Consider the following 17123-nt stretch of genomic DNA (forward strand, 5'->3'; position numbering starts at 1 on the left):
GAAAAGATGCGGCTACCTAACATGCATGCATAACAGCAACTCGCAAGCCGCCACGCCGACTTGCACCGTAAGAAGTGGATCCCGGTAGATGTTCACAGCCACCGCAGATCGCGGCCACCCGACCCCCGCCCAGGACACGGCCCAGCGCTGGTGGCGCGACGCGGTCATCTACCAGGTCTACGTCCGTAGCTTCCGCGACTCCACCGGAGACGGTACCGGAGACCTGGCCGGGGTCCGCGGCGGTCTTCCGTACCTCAAGAGGCTTGGTGTGGACGGGATTTGGCTCAGCCCGTTCTTCCCGTCCCCGCAGCACGACCACGGTTACGACGTGGCGGACTACCGCGACGTGGACCCCGCCTACGGCGATCTCAACGAGTTCGACCGGCTGGTGGCCGATGCCCACCGGCTCGGCCTGAAGGTGTTGTTGGACATCGTTCCCAATCACTGCTCCAGCGAACACCCGTGGTTCCAGGCGGCGTTGGAGGAGGGTCCGGGCGGCCCGTCGCGGGGGCTCTTCCACTTCGCGGAGGGGCGCGGGGAGCACGGTGAGCTGCCGCCCAACAACTGGCGGGCGATGTTCGGGGGGCCCGCCTGGTCCCGCATCGCCGAAGAGGACGGATCTCCCGGGCAGTGGTACCTCCACATGTTCACGCCCGAACAGCCCGACCTGAACTGGCGCAACCCGGATGTGGCGGCCGACTTCGACAAGGTGCTGCGCTTCTGGCTGGACCGTGGGGTGGACGGCTTCCGCATCGATGTGGCCGCCGGGCTCTTCAAGCACCCCGAGCTCCCCGACTCCCCCGACCCGGCGGCCGACGAGCGCACCCGTGACTCGGTCAACCCACTGGCCTGGAACCAGCCCGAGGTGCACCAGGTGTGGCGCGACTGGCGGGCGCTGTGCGAGGAGTACACCGCCCGGGACGGTCACGACCGCCTGTTGGTGGGCGAGGTCTCGGTGCGTACCCCGGGCGAGCAGGCCGCGTACGTGCGCCCCGACGAGCTGCACCAGGCGTTCTTCTTCCACCTGTTGACCGCACGCTGGGACGTCGACCTCTTCCGCAAGGTGATCTCCGAGGCGCTGACCGACATCGCGGACACCGGGTCCACCGTCACCTGGGTGCTCAACAACCACGATCAGGTCCGGACCGTGACCCGTTACGCGGGTGAACCGGGCACCCCGGCGGGCGCGTTGGGACCGGCCCGGGCGCGCGCCGCGGCACTGCTGATGCTGGCTCTGCCCGGTGCCGCGTACGTCTACCAGGGTGAGGAGTTGGGCCTGCCGGAGGTCGACGACCTGCCGGACGAGGTCCTCACCGACCCGATCTTCCACCGCACGGGCAGCCGGCAGCACATCCGGGACGGCTGCCGGGTGCCGCTGCCCTGGTCGGGGGAGGCCGCCCCGTACGGCTTCAGTGCGGCCGGGGCGACGCGGACCTGGCTTCCGCAGCCCGCGTCGTTCGCGGGGCACACCGCGGAGCGGGCGATGGCCGACACCGGGTCCTTCTGGCACCTCTACCGCGAGGCGCTCCAGTTGCGCCGGGGCCTTCCGCAGCTCGGCGACGGGCCGCTGCGCTGGCTGGAGTCGCCGCCGCAGGTGCTGGCGTTCGTCCGCGGCGACGGGCTGGTCTGTGCGGTGAACTTCGGCACCGGGTCGGTGCCGGCGCCGGTGGCCGGTGTGCCGCTGCTGGCCAGCGGCGCCTGTCCGGCCGGGACGCTTCCGGGGGCCACCGCCGCATGGTGGATGGACCCGGCCCAGCCGTTGCTGCCGTAGGCGGGCGGCAGTTCGGCGCGGTACCGGGGCGTCGGACGTCGGGGCGGTGGCGTCGGTCGGCGCCCCGATGGCGGTCAGTGCGGGGTACTGGGGAAGGGCGAGGACGGGGGTAGGGACGGGTGGGGACGGGCACCGCGCGGGGCACCGCACACGATGCCCCTGATGCCCTTGATGGGCCTAATAGCCCTAATAGACCTTTGGCGCATATCACACCCGTTCGCTCTTTTCCCATCGGTCGATCGGCCCGCATCCTTACGGGGTGCCCGCTATCAGGGCACGGGGCGTCGCTTGATTGCCGTAGCCGGTGGGATACCGGGTGGGCTCCCCAGGGGATGCCAGGCGGGCGACGCACACAGTGGGACAGGACACACCACCTCATGCACGGATCACGCACGGCACGTCGGAGCACCGCACGCTGCACACGTCGCGGACTGGCCGCCCTGGTGGCCACCGGAGCGGCGCTCACGGTATGGAGCGCGGCGGCGCCCGCCTCGGCGAGCTCCGGCAGCGACACCGTGGACGACGCCCAGGTCGTCTGCACCTCCGACCGGCCGGGACTGGCCCCCGCCCTGTCCCACGACATCGCCGGCGCCCTCCAGGGACGCCAGGGCACCTCGGCGGTCGCCCTCTACGACCGCCCCTCCGGGACCAGCTGCGCGTTCCAGGCGGGCACGTCTTTCGACTCCGCGAGTGTCGTCAAGGTCACGGTCCTGGGGGCGCTGCTGCGGCAGGCGGAGGAGGCGCACCGGGTGCTGACGCCGCACGAGGTCACGCTGACCACCGCCATGATCACCAAGTCGGACAACGCCTCGACCGATGCCCTGTGGCACCAGGTCGGCCGGGCCGGGATCCAGCACTTCCTGGACCTGGCCGGTATGCGGCACACCGTGCCCGGCCCCGGCGGCTCCTGGGGCCTCACGCAGATCACCGCCGCCGACCAGCTCACCCTGATGCGGCTGCTGACGACGGACAACGCGGTGCTCGACGCGGCGTCCCGGGACTACGCCCTCGACCTGATGCAGAAGGTCGTCCCCGAACAGCGGTGGGGCGTGCCGGCGGGGGCGCCGTCCTCGGCGACCGCCCACCTCAAGAACGGCTGGCTGCCGCGCGCCCACCAGGGCTGGCGGGTGCACAGCGTCGGTTCGTTCAGCGGCAGCGGCAACGACTATGCGATGGCGCTCCTCTCCACCGGGAGCGACACCATGGGCTACGGGGTGGCCACCGTGGAGGCGGCCGCCAAGGTCATCCACCGGGACCTGGCGGGTGCGGCCGGTGGCCAGGACACCGGGCAGGTCCCCGGCCCGGCGTCCGCGGCGGCGTCCGGAACCTGAACGGAACCTGTACGTTCCGGCCGGCCTCCCGGCTCCGCCTCGGATACCGGGGGGCGCCGGTAATACTGGCCGGGTGACCACTGCCCGCATTCTGGTCGTCGAGGACGATCACGGCCTGCGCGATGTGCTCGTCCGCGGACTGCGCGACGAAGAGTTCGACGTCATCACCGCCGCCGACGGCGCCACGGCGCTGCGCACCGCCGATGCGGCGGTGGACGCGGTGGTGCTGGACATCGGGCTGCCCGACGCGGACGGCCGGGACGTGTGCCAGGCCATGCGCGGCGCGGGGATCACCGCCCCGGTGATCTTCCTGACCGCCCGCGGCAACCTCACCGACCGGCTGTCCGGCTTCGCCTCCGGAGGTGACGACTACCTGGCCAAGCCGTTCCACCTGAGCGAGCTGGCGGCCCGGATCCGGGCGGTGCTGCGCCGCCGGGGCGAGACCGCCGCGCTCGTCGACCGTGCCGATGGGCTGCGGCTGGACCCGGTACGGCACTCGCTGACCGCACCCGGCCGGACGGTGCCGTTGACGCCGACCGAGTTCCGGCTGCTGGCGTGCCTGATGGCGGAGCCGGGGGCGGTGGTCCGCCGGCGGGCGCTGCTGCGGGCCGGTTGGCCGGAGGGCGCGCAGGTCAGCGACAACACCCTGGACCAATACCTGGCCCGGCTCCGGCGCAAGCTGCGCGAGGCCGGCACCCCGCACCGGATCGGCACGGTCCGCGGCGTCGGGTACCGCTTCGCATGAGGTGGCTGGGGCGCCCGGGGCTGCGGACGCGGGTGGTGCGGTGGTTGCGGGACGCGTTTCGTCCGTTCACGGTCCCTCGCTTCTCAGTCCGTCCCTTCGCGGTCCGTCCCTTCGCGATCCGTCCCTTCACAGTGCGTCGGTTCGCGGTCCGTCCGTTCGCGGTGCGGACGCTCCGGGGGCGGCTCGCCTTCCTGGCGCTCGTCACCAGTGCGCTGTGGGTCGCGGTGCTGACGGTGGCCTTCAATCTGGCCCTGGAGAAGCGGCTGCACGAGGAGACCGACGGCACCCTGCGGACCCGGGCGGAGGCGGTGGCCGCCACCGTGGACGCCCGGCCGGACGGGCGGCTGGCGGTCCACGAGCCGGTCCGGGACGCGGCGCTGGACAGCGGTGTGTGGATCTTCGAGGGGGGCCGCGTGCGGGAGCGGCCGGCCGGCGCACCCACCGCCCTGGGGGAGCACGCGGCCCAACTGGTCGGCCGGGGCGAGGTATTCCAGGACGTTGAAGTGGAGGGGCCCGGTGCGGGCGCGGTGCGGCTCTACGCGTACCCCGTCGCCGCGACTGCCGGGCGCGGTCAGGCCGGGACGGTCGTCACCTCGGTCGGTCTCGACCCGTACCGCAGTACCGCGGACATCGCGCTCGTCGGTTCGGTCACGCTGTCCGTGCTGCTCCTGGGGACCATCTATCTGGTGACCCACCTGGTGGTGCGCCGGGCGCTGCGGCCGGTGGCCTCGATGAGCGCCCAGGCCACCCGGTGGAGCGAGGTCGGGGCGGCGGAGCGGTTCGGGGCGGCCGGGCGGCCCGCCGAGCTCGCCGCGTTCGCCGCCAGCCTCGACGGTCTGTTGGACCGGCTCGCCGCGGTACTGCGCCACGAGCAGCAGCAGGCCGCCGAGCTCTCCCACGAGCTGCGCACCCCCCTGGCGCGGATCACCGCGGAGACCGAATGGCTGACCAGCCGGCCGCGCAGCGCCGCGGAACGGGCCACCTCGCACGAGGCGATCGCGAGTGCCGCGGCGACCATGCAGCAGATCTGTGCGTCGCTGCTGTCCGAAGCCCGGACCCGTGGTGCGGCGGTGCCGGGCAGGTGCCGCTTCCCGGATCTCGCGCACCAGTTGGCGGGGCGGATCGCGGCGGACCACCCCGATGCGCCCGCGGTGACGGTGGCGGGCGACGCGGCGGCCGTGGGAGTGCCGGCGGCGGTCGTGGAGCGGATCCTGATGCCGCTGCTGGACAACGCCCGCCGGTACGCGGGGAGCACCATCGGCCTCACGTGCACCGTGCGGCCCGGTGTGGTCATCCTCCACGTCACCGACGACGGGCCGGGGGTGCCGCCGGAGTTCGCCGGTGCGCTCTTCGAGCCCGGGCGGCGGGCCTGTCCGGAGGACGGGCACGACGGCGCGGGCTTGGGGCTGGCGCTCGCCCGGCGGTTGGCCCGCGCGGCCGGCGGCGACATCGTGCTGGACGGCACCGGCCCGGGGGCGCGGTTCGCGGTCACGCTGCCGGCGGGCTGACCTCGGCTTCCGGGTCGGTCGGCAGGGCGTCCCGCTTCGACCGGGTCAGGTACACCACCAGGGCGAGGATGACGGCCAGGAAGAGGGCGCTGGTGCCGACGGTGCCCAGGCCCAGTCCGCCGTCGCCGGACGGCTGGGAGAGGTAGTCGCCGAGCGAGGCGCCGAGCGGGCGGGTCAGGACGTAGGCGATCCAGAACGCCCAGACGGCGTTGAGGTCCAGGGCGAAGCGGGCCAGTGCCACCGTGCCGATGAGGACGGCGAAGACGACCGCGGAGAACCAGTAGCCCAGGCTCAGCCGCTCGGCGGTCAGGTCGCCGGCCGAGGTGCCCAGCGCGAAGGTGAACAGGATCGCCAGCCAGTAGAAGGCTTCCCGGCGCGTGGTGCGGATGGAGTGGATCGACAGGGTGCGTTCGCTCAGGTACCAGGCGCCGAAGGTCAGTGCCAGTGCCACGGCGAAGACCGCGGTGCTGACCTCCAGCGGGACGCCCAGGTTGTCGGTGAGGTTGTCGCTGATCAGCGTGCCGACGACGCTGATCAGGACGACGGCGAGCCAGTACCGGGCCGGGCTGTAGGAGCGGGCCCGGAACTGGAGGGCCAAGGCGGCGATCAGCAGCGCGGTCATCACGTAGGAGGTGCGGGTCAGGCCCATGCCGAGGTTGCCGTTGAGCAGGTCGGCCGCGGTCTCGCCCACGGTGGTGCACAGGACCTTGATCACCCAGAAGTGGACGGTGATCTGGGGGACTTTGTTCAGCAGGTGGCGTGGGCTCCGCGTGGGTGGCCCGGTCAGGGGCGTGCGCGCTTCGGTGGTCACGGTCGGGCACGCTGCCAGGGGTCACCTGAACGCTTCCTGACCGGTTGCGGGGCACGGAGCCGCGGCTTTCGGGTCGGTCGGAGGTGCCGGCGGGTCGGTGCGCCGCCCGCGCCGGGCCAGGGTGGAGTCCGCGCAGCCGGCGAGCACCTTCTGCAGCAGGCTGTACGCCAGGATCGGCAGCAGGACGTGCGGGTGGTCGGGGAAGCGGGTGGTGGCCAGGACCGCGCCGGCGCTGCTGTTGTTCATGCCAGAGGTGAACGTCAGGGCGACGGTGTCGGCATGAGCGGCTTTCAGGGCGCGCGCCAGGCACCAGCCGAGGAGGAAGGACGCCGCGCACATGACCGCCGCGGCGAGCGTGGCGAGGGTGAGCAGCGCGGGCCGGGGGCGGGCGATGAGGTCGGCGAAGGCACCGCAGGCGTTGAGGTAGGTGAGCGTGAGAGCCGCGGCCAGGGCGAACAGTTTCAGCCAGGGCATGGCCGCGGCGGCCCAGCGCTCGGGCAGTGCGGCGCGGACGGCCAGCCCGGCGAGGCAGGGCGCCACCACCGCGGTGGCGGCCAGCATGCCGCCCGACACCTGGGCCATCCTGGCGAGCGCCGCGGAGTAGTTGCCGCTGGTCACGGCGGAGGCGCCGGCCAGGGTGAGCGGGATGGTGAGCGGGCTGAGCAGCGTGGAGGACATCACCAGCCCGACGACCAGGGTGTGGTTGCCGCCGGCCCGGGTTCCCCAGACGGTGGCGCCGCCGGCGACCGGCATCGCGGCGATCAGTGCGAGCCCGGTGAGCAGGCCGCTGCCGCCGTCGGCGTCGGGGAGGAGCAGGAAGGTCCCGGCGAGCAGGATCAGGACGAGTAGCGGAAGGGCGGTGTTGGCGGCGGTTCCGGCGGCCAACAGGCCGGGGCGGCGCAGCAGGACCGTCAGTTCCCGTACGTGCACTTGGAGGGCCGCGGTGAAGAGCACGTAGCCCAGCAGCAGGGTCTGTGGTGTCAGGGTCGTCTGGCCGCCCGGCAGCGGCAGGGTGCCGCAGGGGAGGTTGCGGGCCCACTGGCCGGCGCCGGGCAGCACCGCCGCGGCGACGTAGGCGAGCGGCATGGCCCAGGTGAGGTGGCGTTGGGCGTGGGCGAGCAGGTGTCGTCCCCTGTGGGGGTGTGGTGCTGCGGTCGTCACCGGGGCGTCGTCCTCCGTTCGCGACAGCGACCGTCTACAGCCTTGTAGACGGTCTATGTCACCTTAGACGCCGGTGCTCCTGGCGGCAGTTGCGCCGCACCTGTACGAGAAGGGGTGACATCTCACCGCCGTACGAGAAAGGGGCGAATTCTCACCGTCAACTGAGGGTTGACGATCGGAAGATCGTCAACCTATGGTTGACGCATGACAGATTCCGTCCGCATGACGCATCCCGTCCGCCTCGACGATCTGATCGAGGCCATCAAGAACAACCGCTCGGACGTGCTGGAGCAGCTCTCCGACGCCGTGATCGCCGCGGACCACCTCGGCGAGGTGGCCGACCACCTCATCGGGCACTTCGTGGACCAGGCCCGGCGCTCCGGCGCGTCCTGGACCGACATCGGCAAGAGCATGGGGGTCACCAAGCAGGCCGCGCAGAAGCGCTTCGTGCCCAAGGCCCCGGGCGCGGGCTCGGACCTCAACCCCACCCAGGGCTTCAGCCGCTTCACCGAACGGGCCCGGAACGTGGTGGTAGGGGCGCAGAACGAGGCCCACGCGGCCCGGAACGACGAGATCCGCCCCGAGCACCTCGCCCTCGGCCTGCTGCGCGAACCGGAGGCGCTCGCCGTCCGGGCCCTCACCGCCCAGGGCGTGACACCGGAGGCCCTCCGCGCGGCCCTGACCGCGGCGCTGCCGCCCGCGGCCGATACGCTGCCCGCCCTCACCCCGTTCGACGCCCAGTCCCGCAAGGCGCTGGAACTCACCTACCGCGAGGCCCTGCGGCTGGGCCACAACTACATCGGCACCGAACACCTCCTGCTGGCCCTGTTGGAGCAGGAGAACGGTTCCGGTCCGCTCACCGACCTCGGCATCGAGAAGGCGGCCGCCGAGGCGTTCATCGGCGAGGCGGTGGCCGCGATCCTCGCCGCCCGGCAGGAGGAACAGCAGTAGCAGGACGGCCCTACGGGCGGGGCCGGGGCCGCTGCGCCCGGCCCCCGACCGGCCCCGCCCCTCAGCCGACCTCCGCGTCCGGGCCCGCCACCACCCAGTGCGAGGGCAGTTCGATGCGCGACCCGTCCGGCCCGTATTCCGTTGTCGTCAGCGGAAGTTGACCGGAGGCGGCGATCCGCAGCCCGTGGCTGCGCAGCAGTCCGGGCACCTCGACGTCGGGCATCTCCCCGGGGGTGAGTCCATGGGAGAAGACGGCGAGCAGCTTGGCGGGCGGTCCGGCCGGGCCCTGCGCCAGAGCCCGCAGGAGCTCCTTGGCGGACGCGGCCGGTTCGACGACGAAGAGCCGGCCGCGGGCGCCCAGCAGTCGGACGACGTTCGCCACGATCCGGGCCCGTTCGTCGGCGGCGCACTGGTGCAGTACGCCGCGCACGTAGACGTTGCTGTCGCCCAGTTCGGCGTGGAGCGCCCCGACGGCCGCCCCGTCGACGGCGTTCATCTGACGGAATTCCGCCACCCCGTCGGCGTCCTCGGCCCGGGCCCGCGAAATGGCCGCGGCGGAGGAGTCGATGCCGACGGCGCGCCCGAAGTGGCCTGCCAGGTAACGGGTCTGGGTGCCGTTGCCGCAGCCCAGATCGACCAGCGGCAGGGCGGCGTCGGCATGCCCGGCGAGCAGCGGGAGGTGGAGCCCGGCGGTCTCCGACGGGTCGGCATCCCAGATGACCTGGCCCGCGCCGGCCGGCGCATCGCGCCAGAAGCTTTCCCATGCCTGGAGATTGCGGTTCGTAGCGCTCATGGCCCCTTGCTACGCCTGCCGGCGATCACCGGCAAGAGGGGCGACGCCCCCTTCATCCGACGGGGTGTCGGGGGCCGGACCGCTGACCGGCCGCGCCGTTCCGCTCGGCGCGGCCCGTGGCGCACGCGGGGCAGCGACTGTTCGCACCAGACCGTCTTCCCGGTCGTGGTCCGGACGTCAAGTACCGCTTCCGGGGCGCCTCTTGGGCTCCGATCAGGGGTTTCCCCGGCGGGCCGCCCGGGAGGCCGGTACAGCGCCGCGCGGGGGAAACCACCCGAACCGGTGAGCCTGCCGACGCCCCGAACGGGTTACGGGACGACGCTCCCTCACTTCTCCATATGGGCCGCGAGGTTGTCGAGGATCGCGTCGTAGATACGGCCAAGCCCCTTGGGGGCGAAGGTCCGCTCGAAGAAGCCGCCGATGCCGCCGGCGCCCTGCCAGGTGGTGGTGACGACGACCCTGGCGCGGTTCTCCCCGGCCGGGGTCACGACCCAGGTGGTCACCATCGAGGAGTTGCGGTCCTTCTCCACCAACTGGCCGTCGGTCGGCTCGTCGACCTCCAGCAGACAGTCGCGCACCCGCTTGCTGGTGGCCTGGAGCTTCCAGTGGACGAGGGTGCCCTTGCCGTCGCCGCCCTCGCGGACCTCGTACTCACTGAAGTGCTCGGGCAGCAGCTGCCGGCGCGTGCCGCTGTAGTCGGCGAGCGCGTCGAACACGTCCTCCGGGTCCGCCGCGATCTCGCGCTGCGTGGTGGCCTCTACCTGCCCCATGTGTGTCTTCCTCCAGTAGTCGGCTGCCGGACCTGAGTGCGCCGCCAACCTGCGGTGCGCGGCCAAGCCAACCACCACTGGGCAGCGCACCCAAATCCGGGTTGACAGCCACGGGCCGAACAGATGTTCTATTGTCGAGGTGGGGGCTCGGCAGGATCACAACAGGAGGCCCGATGCGCTGGGACAATCTGGGAGAAAGCCCGTCCGCGCTGTTCGGCACGGACGTCGTCACCCGAACGGTGGACACCCCCGAATTCCGCGGCATCACCTTCCACGAGGTGCGTGCCCGCTCGATCGTCAACCGCGTGCCGGGCGCCTCCCGGATGCCGTTCGAATGGACCGTGAACCCGTACCGCGGGTGCAGCCACGCCTGCGTCTACTGCTTCGCCCGCAAGACCCACGGCTATCTCGACCTGGACACCGGCCTCGGCTTCGACTCCCAGATCGTGGTCAAGGTCAACGCCCCGGAGCTGGTGCGCCGGGAGCTCGCCGCGCCCCGCTGGCGCGGCGACCACATCGCGATGGGCACCAACGTCGACTGCTACCAGCGGGCCGAGGGGAGGTACGCGTTGATGCCCGGGATCCTCGCGGCCCTGCGGGACCACGCCAACCCGTTCTCGATCCTCACCAAGGGCACCCTGATCCTGCGCGACCTGGAGCTGCTGCGGCAGGCCGCCGAGGTCACCGACGTCGGCGTCTCGGTCTCGGTCGGGTTTCTGGACGACGCGCTGTGGCGGACCCTCGAACCCGGCACGCCCGCTCCCGGGCGGCGGCTCGACGTCGTGCGGACCCTCACCGCCCACGGCCTCACCTGCGGGGTGCTGATGGCCCCGGTGGTCCCGTTCCTGTCCGACTCGCCGGACCAGCTGCGGGCCACGGTCCGGGCCGTCGCCGAGGCCGGCGCCGGCTCGGTCACGCCGCTGGTGCTCCATCTGCGGCCCGGCGCCCGCGAGTGGTTCCTGACCTGGCTGGGCCGCCACCACCCGCACCTGGTGCGCCGCTACGAGACGCTGTACGGCGGCGGCTCGTACGCGCCCACGTGGTACCAGCGCCGGATCACCCGGCAGGTGCACGAGCTGGCGGCCGAGTACGGCCTCGGGCCGTTCCGGCCGGGCCAGGCCCGCCGGATCCCGCCGAAACCCGCCGCGGCTCCCGAACCAGACCCGGAGGCCACGCAGTTGACGCTGCTCTGAGGGCGCGGCGGTGTGCCGAACGGGCCCGTCCGCGACCTCAGGACCGGGCGGCGGCCGCGGGCGGGACGGCGTCCAGGGCACGCGCCAGGCGGTCGCGGGCGGCCACCTGGGCGGCGATTCGCCCGTCGATGACGGCGAGCCGGTCGCGGGCGATCCGCAGGCCCTCCGGTGAGGGCGGCGCGGTGGTCAGGTCGCCGTCCAGGCAGGCCCGGAAGCAGGCGACGTCGGCGAGGGTGAGGCCGGCGTCCAGGAGGTACCGGATGTTGCGGATCCGGACGACGGCGCGGTCGCCGTAGACCCGGTAGCCGTTGGCCGCGCGCTCCGAGCCGATCAGGCCCTCGCTCTCGTACTTGCGCAGCGCCCGCGGCGACACCCCGGTGAGGTCCGCCAGTTCCCCGATCCGCACCGGATCGCCTCCCCTCGTAGGGGCCGGTCCGGCAGCGCGGTGCGGCCGTGCGCCCCGGCCCGCACGTACGCTACCGACCCCCGGTCAGCCGACCACCGCACCCCCGTCCACCGGCAGGATCACCCCGGTGACGAAGGCCGCGGCCGGGGCGGCGAGCCGGGTGATGGCCCAGGCGACCTCCTCCGGGCGGCCGATGCGGCCCATCGGGGTGTGCTCGATCTGCCAGGCGCGCAGGGCCGCCCGGTGTTCCGGGGACCAGCCCTGGTGGTCCGCGATCGGGGTGTCGATCGCGCCGGGCGCCACGCCCACCACCCGGACGCCGCGCGGCGCCAGCTCCACCGCCCAACTGCGGGTGAGGAGTTCCAGGCCGGTCTTGGTGGCGGCGTAGACGGAGTTGCCCGGCCAGCCCCGTTGGCCGACCGAGGTGCTGATGTTCACCACCACCCCGCCGGTGCGCTCCAGTTGGGGCACCGCTTCCTGGGTGAGCAGGACCGGCGCGGCCAGGTTGGTGGCCAGTTGGGGTGCCATGGACTCCTTGGTGTGGGTGCCGAGCGCGCCGCTGCCGACCACCGCGGCGTTGTTGACCAGGACGTCCAGCCGGCCGTAGGTCTCGACGGCGTGCCGGACGACGGCCTCGGGCGTGCCGTCCGCGGTGATGTCGGCGGGGTACGGGGTGATCGTGCCGTCGGTGCCGGCGGCCAGGGCCGCGGTCTCGGCCAGTGGTCCGGGGCGGCGCCCCACGGCCACCACGTGCGCCCCTTCCGCCGCGAACGCGCGGGCCGCGGCCCGGCCGATACCGGTGCCGGCCCCGGTGATGACGACGACCCGGTGCGGGGTGCCGGGTAGTTCCGCCGTGGTGTGTGGGGCGTGCGGTGCCGGGGTGTTCTCAAGGGTTGTGTGTGCCATGTCGGGAGTCTCGGACCCTGTCCCCAGGGGCAAGGTCAAACGCGGTATCCGGGGGACGGCCGTCCGGCCCGAAATCCGATTGACCGGTGTCCACTGCGGATCCGACGCTCTGCGGCAGGGACCGGACCGGGGAGGCGGACATGACACGGGCCGACGTGCGGGGCGCGGACGAGGCTTTTGAGGGGACGGCGGAGCAGCCGCCGCGCGGGGTGCGGATACGCGAGATGACGGAGGGCGATGTCGACGCGGTCTCGGCGGTGCGGGTGCGCGGCTGGCAGGCGGCGTACCAGGGGCTGATGCCGCAGGCGTATCTGGACGCGATGAGTGTGGCGGAGGACGCCCGGCAGCGACGGGAGTGGTTCGCGCGCCGCCGGCCCGAGATGTGGGAGCTGGTGGCGGAGCGGGCCGGCGAGGTCATCGGCTGGTTGGCCGGCGGCCCCGCCCGGGACGCCGATCTCACACGGGAGCCCGTTCCCGCGCAGGGCACCGAACTCTCTGCGGAAGAACGGGAGTTGCCGGACGGCGGGCGCCCGGCTGCCGAGCTGATGGCCCTCTATGTGGCGCCCGCCCTCCTCGGCACGGGCATCGGCCGGGCACTGCTGACCGCCGGCACGGCCCGGGCGCGGGATCACGGATACGGCGCGCTGTACCTGTGGGTGGTCCACGGCAACGCCCGCGCCCAGCGGTTCTACGAACGGGCCGGTTTCGCACCGGACGGGGCACAGGAGGCGTACGACGTGGGCGGGTGGCGCGTCCCGGAGGTGCGCTACCGGCGGCCGCTCCCGTAGGCGGGCGGGCCGGCCCCGGGACTTCAGACCGGCGGGCCGGCACCGTTCCCCTGCCCCTGCGCCCCGCCGGCGGACGGACCGCCGGTGCCGACCCCGGGCGGGTCCTCGTGGACACCGAGCCGGGCCAGCGACGCGGCGGCGGCCGCGGCGAGCCGGGGGTGGCCGGCAGCCGCCCGCAGCGCCGCCACCGCCCGCTTGTCGCCGAGTGCGCCCAGGCCCTCCACACAGGCCAGCGCCACCCGCCAGTAGGGGTTGTGCGGGATCAGCAGCCGCTCCAGGGTCGCGATCAGGGCGGGGACGGACTGCGGGGCGCGGAGTTCGGCGAGCAGCCGGACGGGGTGCAGGGCGTAGGCGGTGCGCAGCGGGTTGGTGGCGAGGGCGGCCGCGGCGCGGGCGGTGCGCGGGTCGCCCAGCTTGCCGAGGGCGTGCGCGGCCGTGGCGCAGCGGACCGGTTCGCGGTAGTTCAGCAGCAGGACCAGGGTCTCGAAGGCGCGTTTGTCGCCGGCGCAGCCGAGGATGAAGGCGGCGATCTCCCGGGCCCACAGGGGGCGCTCCACCGCGGTCAGCATCCGGGCCAGTTCCTCGCGGCCCGCCGGGGTGTTCTTGCGGGCCAGACCGAGCAGCCGCTCGTAGGCGACCAGATCCTGCGGGGAACGGAGTTCGGCCCGCACCCGGTCCGTCAACTCGTGGAATTCGTCTTCCATTTGCCGCTTCCCTCCCTGCCGGCGGCCCTGGTTCGCAGGGCGTGGCCGGCACCACAACCTAATGACCCGCATTACCCCTGGCGCTGCGGTTACCCACCGGTTAACCTGCTGGAACGAGCAGCACCCCTGCTCGGGCGGCCTGGTGACGCAGCCGCCGGAGTGTGACGTCGGTTCGGCACACCACACAGCACCACGCGTACGCGGGCACAGCAGCCCCGCGCCACGCACACCCTCACAGCACGCCCCTCAAGAGGGGAAGCGGTACGGCCTCGGGACAGGGCCCGCCGCACTCCTCCACCACAGGCGCCGCTCGCAGTGCCGTGGCTTCCCGCGGCCCTTTTGCCGCCGGTCGGCCGCGCCCTTCCGCAGCCCCGCCCGTGCGCTCAACCCCTCAGTCGTCACGTCCTCCCCTGCTCCAGGGGAACACCTTCAGGAGTCTCGCGATGGGCCGTCAGTCCACCCCTGATCCCTCCACTTCCCCCTCCGCCGAACCCGCCGCCGCACCCGTTTCCGGGGCCCTCTCCACCATCGCCGTCGTCGGCCTGGGCACCATGGGCACCGGTATCGCCGAGGTGCTGACCCTGGCCGGCCGCGAGGTCATCGGCATCGACACCGACGAGGCGGCGGCGCGGCGGGCCCGCTCCGCCCTCGAAGCCTCCACCGCCCGTGCCGTGCAGCGCACGCGGATCACCGAACAGGAGCGGCAGGACGCACTGTCCCGGTTCCGCACGTTCGACGATCTCCAGGCCGCCCGGGACGCCGATCTGGTCATCGAGGTGGTGCCGGAGGAGTACGACCTCAAGCGGGAGGTCTTCACCGCGCTGGACGGCATCGTCCGCCCGGACACCATCCTCGCCACCGGCACCAACGCGCTGTCGGTGACCCGGCTCGCGGCCGACTCGATGCGCCCCGAGCGGGTGCTCGGCGTCCACTTCTTCAACCCGGCGCCGGCCATGAAGCTGGTCGAGGTGGTCTCCTCGGTGCTGACCGCGCCGGCCGCGATCGCCGCCGTCACCGACCTCGCCCACGAGTTGGGCAAGGACCCGATCGCGGTGGGCGACCGCCCCGGATTCGTCGCCGACGGCCTGCTCTTCGGCTACCTCAACCAGGCCGCCGCGATGTACGAGTCGAAGTACGCGACCCGGGAGGACATCGACGCCGCGATGCGGCTCGGTTGCGGCCTGCCGATGGGGCCGCTGGCACTGCTCGACCTGATCGGCGTGGACACCGCCCGGACGGTCCTGGAGGCCATGTACGCCGAGTCCCGCGACCGGCTGCACGCGCCCGCGCCGATCCTCGGACAGCTCGCGGACGCGGGGCTGACCGGCCGCAAGGCGGGCCGCGGCTTCTACACCTACGAGGCTCCCGGCTCCGCGACCGTCGTGCCGGACGGCCAGACCCCGGCGACCGGCGACGACGCCGGGCAGCCGGCCGGCCGGCCGGTCCGCAGCGTGGGGGTGGCCGGTTCCGGGACGATGGCCAGCGGCATCGCGGAGGTGTTCGCCAAGGCCGGCTTCACGGTGGTGCTGGCCGCCCGCAGCCTGGAGAAGGCGGAGCGGGCCAAGGCGCGGATCACGAAGTCGCTGGGCCGCTCCGTGGACAAGGGACGGCTGACCGCCGAGGCGCGCGATGCGGCGCTGGCGGCGATCACCCCGGCCGGGTCGCTCGACGCGTTCGCCGACGTCGACCTGGCGGTGGAGGCGGTGGCCGAGGACCTGGCCGTCAAGCAGCAGTTGTTCCGGACGCTGGACAAGGTCTGCAAGCCGGGTGCCGTGCTGGCCACCACCACCTCCTCCCTTCCGGTCGTCGCGTGCGCCCGCGCCACCTCGCGCCCGCAGGACGTCATCGGGATGCACTTCTTCAACCCGGCGCCGGCCATGAAGCTGGTCGAGGTGGTCCGCACCGTCCTCACCGACGACGAGGTGCACGCCACGGTGCGCGCGGTCTGCACCAAGGTCCGCAAGCACCCGGTGGACTGCGGCGACCGGGCCGGTTTCATCGTCAACGCGCTGCTGTTCCCGTACCTGAACAACGCGGTCAAGATGGTGCAGGAGCACTACGCCTCCCTGGACGACATCGACGCCGCGATGAAGCTGGGCGGCGGGTACCCGATGGGGCCGTTCGAGCTCCTGGACGTGGTCGGCCTGGACGTCTCCCTCGCCATCGAGAAGGTGCTGCACGCCGCGTTCCGCGACCCGGGGCTGGCCCCGGCGCCGCTGCTGGAGCACCTCGTCGCGGCGGGCTGCCTCGGTCGGAAGACCGGCCGCGGCTTCCGTGAGTACGCCCGGCGCTGACCCGCGGCGGCGCCCCGGAGCCGGGGGCGGGTGGGGTGGACTGCTGGAGCCGTCGAACGGTCGGTCCGGCGGTCCGCCCCAGGTCACGGGGGTCGGGGCGGTACCTCGTGCCGCAGGCCGCAGGAATATGCAGTACCTTCCCCACATGTCCCAGCCCGCTCGCCCGCAGTCGTCCGACGCCTCCGACACCCCCACTCCCGGCACCCGCCGGGCGGCCGCCCAACGTCTCAAAATGCGCCGCGAACTCTCGGCCGCCGCCATGGAGCTGTTCGCGACGAAGGGCTACGAGGCGACCACGGTCGACGAGATCGCGGCCGCCGCGGGCGTCGCCCGGCGCACCTTCTTCCGCCACTTCCGCTCCAAGGAAGAGGCGATCTTCCCCGACCACGACGACACTCTGGTGCGCGCCGAGGCCGTCCTGGACGCCGCCCCGCCGCACGAGAACCCCCTCGACACGGTCTGCCGCGGCATCAAGGAAGTCATGCGGATGTACGCGTCCGCCCCGGCGGTGTCCGTGGCCCGTTACCGCCTCACCCGCGAGGTACCCACCCTCCGGGAGGCAGAGATCGCCTCGGTGGCCCGCTACGAGCGGTTGTTCACCCGCTATCTCCTGGGCCACTTCGACGAGGGCGCGCACCGCGAGGGCGACGACGATCCGCTGCTCGCCGAGGTCGCCGCGTCCGCCGTGGTCACCGCGCACAACCACGTCCTGCGCCGCTGGCTGCGGGCCGGCGCGGAGGGCGACGTCGAGACCCAGCTCGACCACGCCTTCGAGATCGTCCGGGAGACCTTCGGCGCGGGCATCGGCGCCGGCCGGACGACGTCCACGGAGACGCCCCCGGCGACGGTCTCCCGGGAGGGCGAGGTGCTGGTCACCGTGGCCCGCACGGACGCCCCGCTCGACGAGGTCATGCGCACCATCCGCAAGGCGCTCAAGGAACCGCGCTGACCACGGCCCGCGGCCGCCGGCCGGGCCAAGATCCGCGGAGCG

16 protein-coding genes are annotated in these 17123 nt (G+C 73.1%); 9 read left to right on the forward strand and 7 right to left on the reverse strand.

Annotation, left to right across the window (positions count from 1 at the left end; all coding sequences use genetic code 11):
• Window positions 1-88: 88 nt before the first annotated feature.
• The 4 genes from ACFVT2_RS04640 to ACFVT2_RS04655 all read left to right on the forward strand — a co-directional run bounded on the left by ACFVT2_RS04640 (window position 89) and on the right by ACFVT2_RS04655 (window position 5355).
• The gene (locus ACFVT2_RS04640) at window positions 89-1771 is read left to right on the forward strand and encodes a glycoside hydrolase family 13 protein (protein ID WP_390012109.1); all 1683 of its coding nucleotides are present in this window, start codon (window positions 89-91) and stop codon (window positions 1769-1771) included.
• A 377-nt stretch (window positions 1772-2148) separates the two neighbouring features.
• Window positions 2149-3102 carry a serine hydrolase gene (locus ACFVT2_RS04645; protein WP_390012111.1) on the forward strand — a complete coding sequence of 318 codons (954 nt, stop codon included), beginning with the start codon at window positions 2149-2151 and terminating at the stop codon, window positions 3100-3102.
• 73 nt (window positions 3103-3175) lie between these two features.
• Window positions 3176-3847, forward strand: a complete 672-nt coding sequence (locus ACFVT2_RS04650) for a response regulator transcription factor (protein ID WP_390012113.1) — start codon at window positions 3176-3178, stop codon at window positions 3845-3847.
• 131 nt (window positions 3848-3978) lie between these two features.
• Window positions 3979-5355: an ATP-binding protein gene (locus ACFVT2_RS04655; protein WP_390012115.1), complete on the forward strand. Its 1377-nt coding sequence runs from the start codon at window positions 3979-3981 to the stop codon at window positions 5353-5355.
• On the opposite strand, the gene ACFVT2_RS04660 is transcribed toward ACFVT2_RS04655, so the two are convergent.
• Window positions 5336-6166, reverse strand: coding sequence for a hypothetical protein (locus tag ACFVT2_RS04660; protein WP_390012118.1), 831 nt, complete (start codon window positions 6164-6166; stop codon window positions 5336-5338). The two genes, ACFVT2_RS04655 and ACFVT2_RS04660, sit on opposite strands and share 20 nt — an antisense overlap.
• A gap of 21 nt (window positions 6167-6187) precedes the next feature.
• Entirely contained in the window at window positions 6188-7327 is a 1140-nt protein-coding gene (locus ACFVT2_RS04665) for a bile acid:sodium symporter family protein (protein WP_390012121.1), read from the reverse strand.
• 204 nt (window positions 7328-7531) lie between these two features.
• Between ACFVT2_RS04665 and ACFVT2_RS04670 the strand changes: the two genes are divergently transcribed.
• Complete coding sequence (locus tag ACFVT2_RS04670; protein ID WP_390012124.1) at window positions 7532-8278, forward strand: Clp protease N-terminal domain-containing protein; 747 nt, start codon at window positions 7532-7534, stop codon at window positions 8276-8278.
• Between the two features lie 61 nt (window positions 8279-8339).
• Here ACFVT2_RS04670 and ACFVT2_RS04675 read toward each other — a convergent pair whose 3' ends face one another.
• Window positions 8340-9071, reverse strand: a complete 732-nt coding sequence (locus ACFVT2_RS04675) for a methyltransferase domain-containing protein (RefSeq protein WP_390012127.1) — start codon at window positions 9069-9071, stop codon at window positions 8340-8342.
• 326 nt (window positions 9072-9397) lie between these two features.
• Window positions 9398-9841, reverse strand: coding sequence for an SRPBCC family protein (locus ACFVT2_RS04680; protein ID WP_390012129.1), 444 nt, complete (start codon window positions 9839-9841; stop codon window positions 9398-9400).
• A 173-nt stretch (window positions 9842-10014) separates the two neighbouring features.
• Here ACFVT2_RS04680 and ACFVT2_RS04685 point away from each other — a divergent pair, with 173 nt between their 5' ends.
• Window positions 10015-11034, forward strand: a complete 1020-nt coding sequence (locus ACFVT2_RS04685) for an Rv2578c family radical SAM protein (RefSeq protein WP_390012132.1) — start codon at window positions 10015-10017, stop codon at window positions 11032-11034.
• 37 nt (window positions 11035-11071) lie between these two features.
• Here ACFVT2_RS04685 and ACFVT2_RS04690 read toward each other — a convergent pair whose 3' ends face one another.
• Both ACFVT2_RS04690 and ACFVT2_RS04695 read right to left on the reverse strand, forming a co-directional pair.
• Window positions 11072-11440, reverse strand: a complete 369-nt coding sequence (locus tag ACFVT2_RS04690; RefSeq protein WP_390012134.1) for a MerR family transcriptional regulator — start codon at window positions 11438-11440, stop codon at window positions 11072-11074.
• Between the two features lie 84 nt (window positions 11441-11524).
• On the reverse strand, window positions 11525-12346 hold the full coding sequence (locus ACFVT2_RS04695) for an SDR family NAD(P)-dependent oxidoreductase (protein WP_390012136.1): 822 nt from the start codon (window positions 12344-12346) through the stop codon (window positions 11525-11527).
• A 224-nt stretch (window positions 12347-12570) separates the two neighbouring features.
• Between ACFVT2_RS04695 and ACFVT2_RS04700 the strand changes: the two genes are divergently transcribed.
• A complete protein-coding gene (locus ACFVT2_RS04700) occupies window positions 12571-13134 on the forward strand; it encodes a GNAT family N-acetyltransferase (protein ID WP_390012259.1) in 564 nt (187 codons plus the stop codon).
• Between the two features lie 23 nt (window positions 13135-13157).
• On the opposite strand, the gene ACFVT2_RS04705 is transcribed toward ACFVT2_RS04700, so the two are convergent.
• Window positions 13158-13838: a HEAT repeat domain-containing protein gene (locus ACFVT2_RS04705; protein ID WP_390012139.1), complete on the reverse strand. Its 681-nt coding sequence runs from the start codon at window positions 13836-13838 to the stop codon at window positions 13158-13160.
• A 443-nt stretch (window positions 13839-14281) separates the two neighbouring features.
• On the opposite strand from ACFVT2_RS04705, the gene ACFVT2_RS04710 reads away from it, so the two are divergent.
• Window positions 14282-16132, forward strand: a complete 1851-nt coding sequence (locus ACFVT2_RS04710) for a 3-hydroxyacyl-CoA dehydrogenase family protein (RefSeq protein ID WP_390012142.1) — start codon at window positions 14282-14284, stop codon at window positions 16130-16132.
• A 145-nt stretch (window positions 16133-16277) separates the two neighbouring features.
• Complete coding sequence (locus tag ACFVT2_RS04715; protein WP_390012145.1) at window positions 16278-17081, forward strand: TetR family transcriptional regulator; 804 nt, start codon at window positions 16278-16280, stop codon at window positions 17079-17081.
• The last annotated feature ends 42 nt before the right edge of the window (window positions 17082-17123 follow it).

Origin of the sequence: Streptomyces sp. NPDC058000 (assembly GCF_042886435.1) — a bacterium.
Classification (GTDB): domain Bacteria; phylum Actinomycetota; class Actinomycetes; order Streptomycetales; family Streptomycetaceae; genus Streptomyces.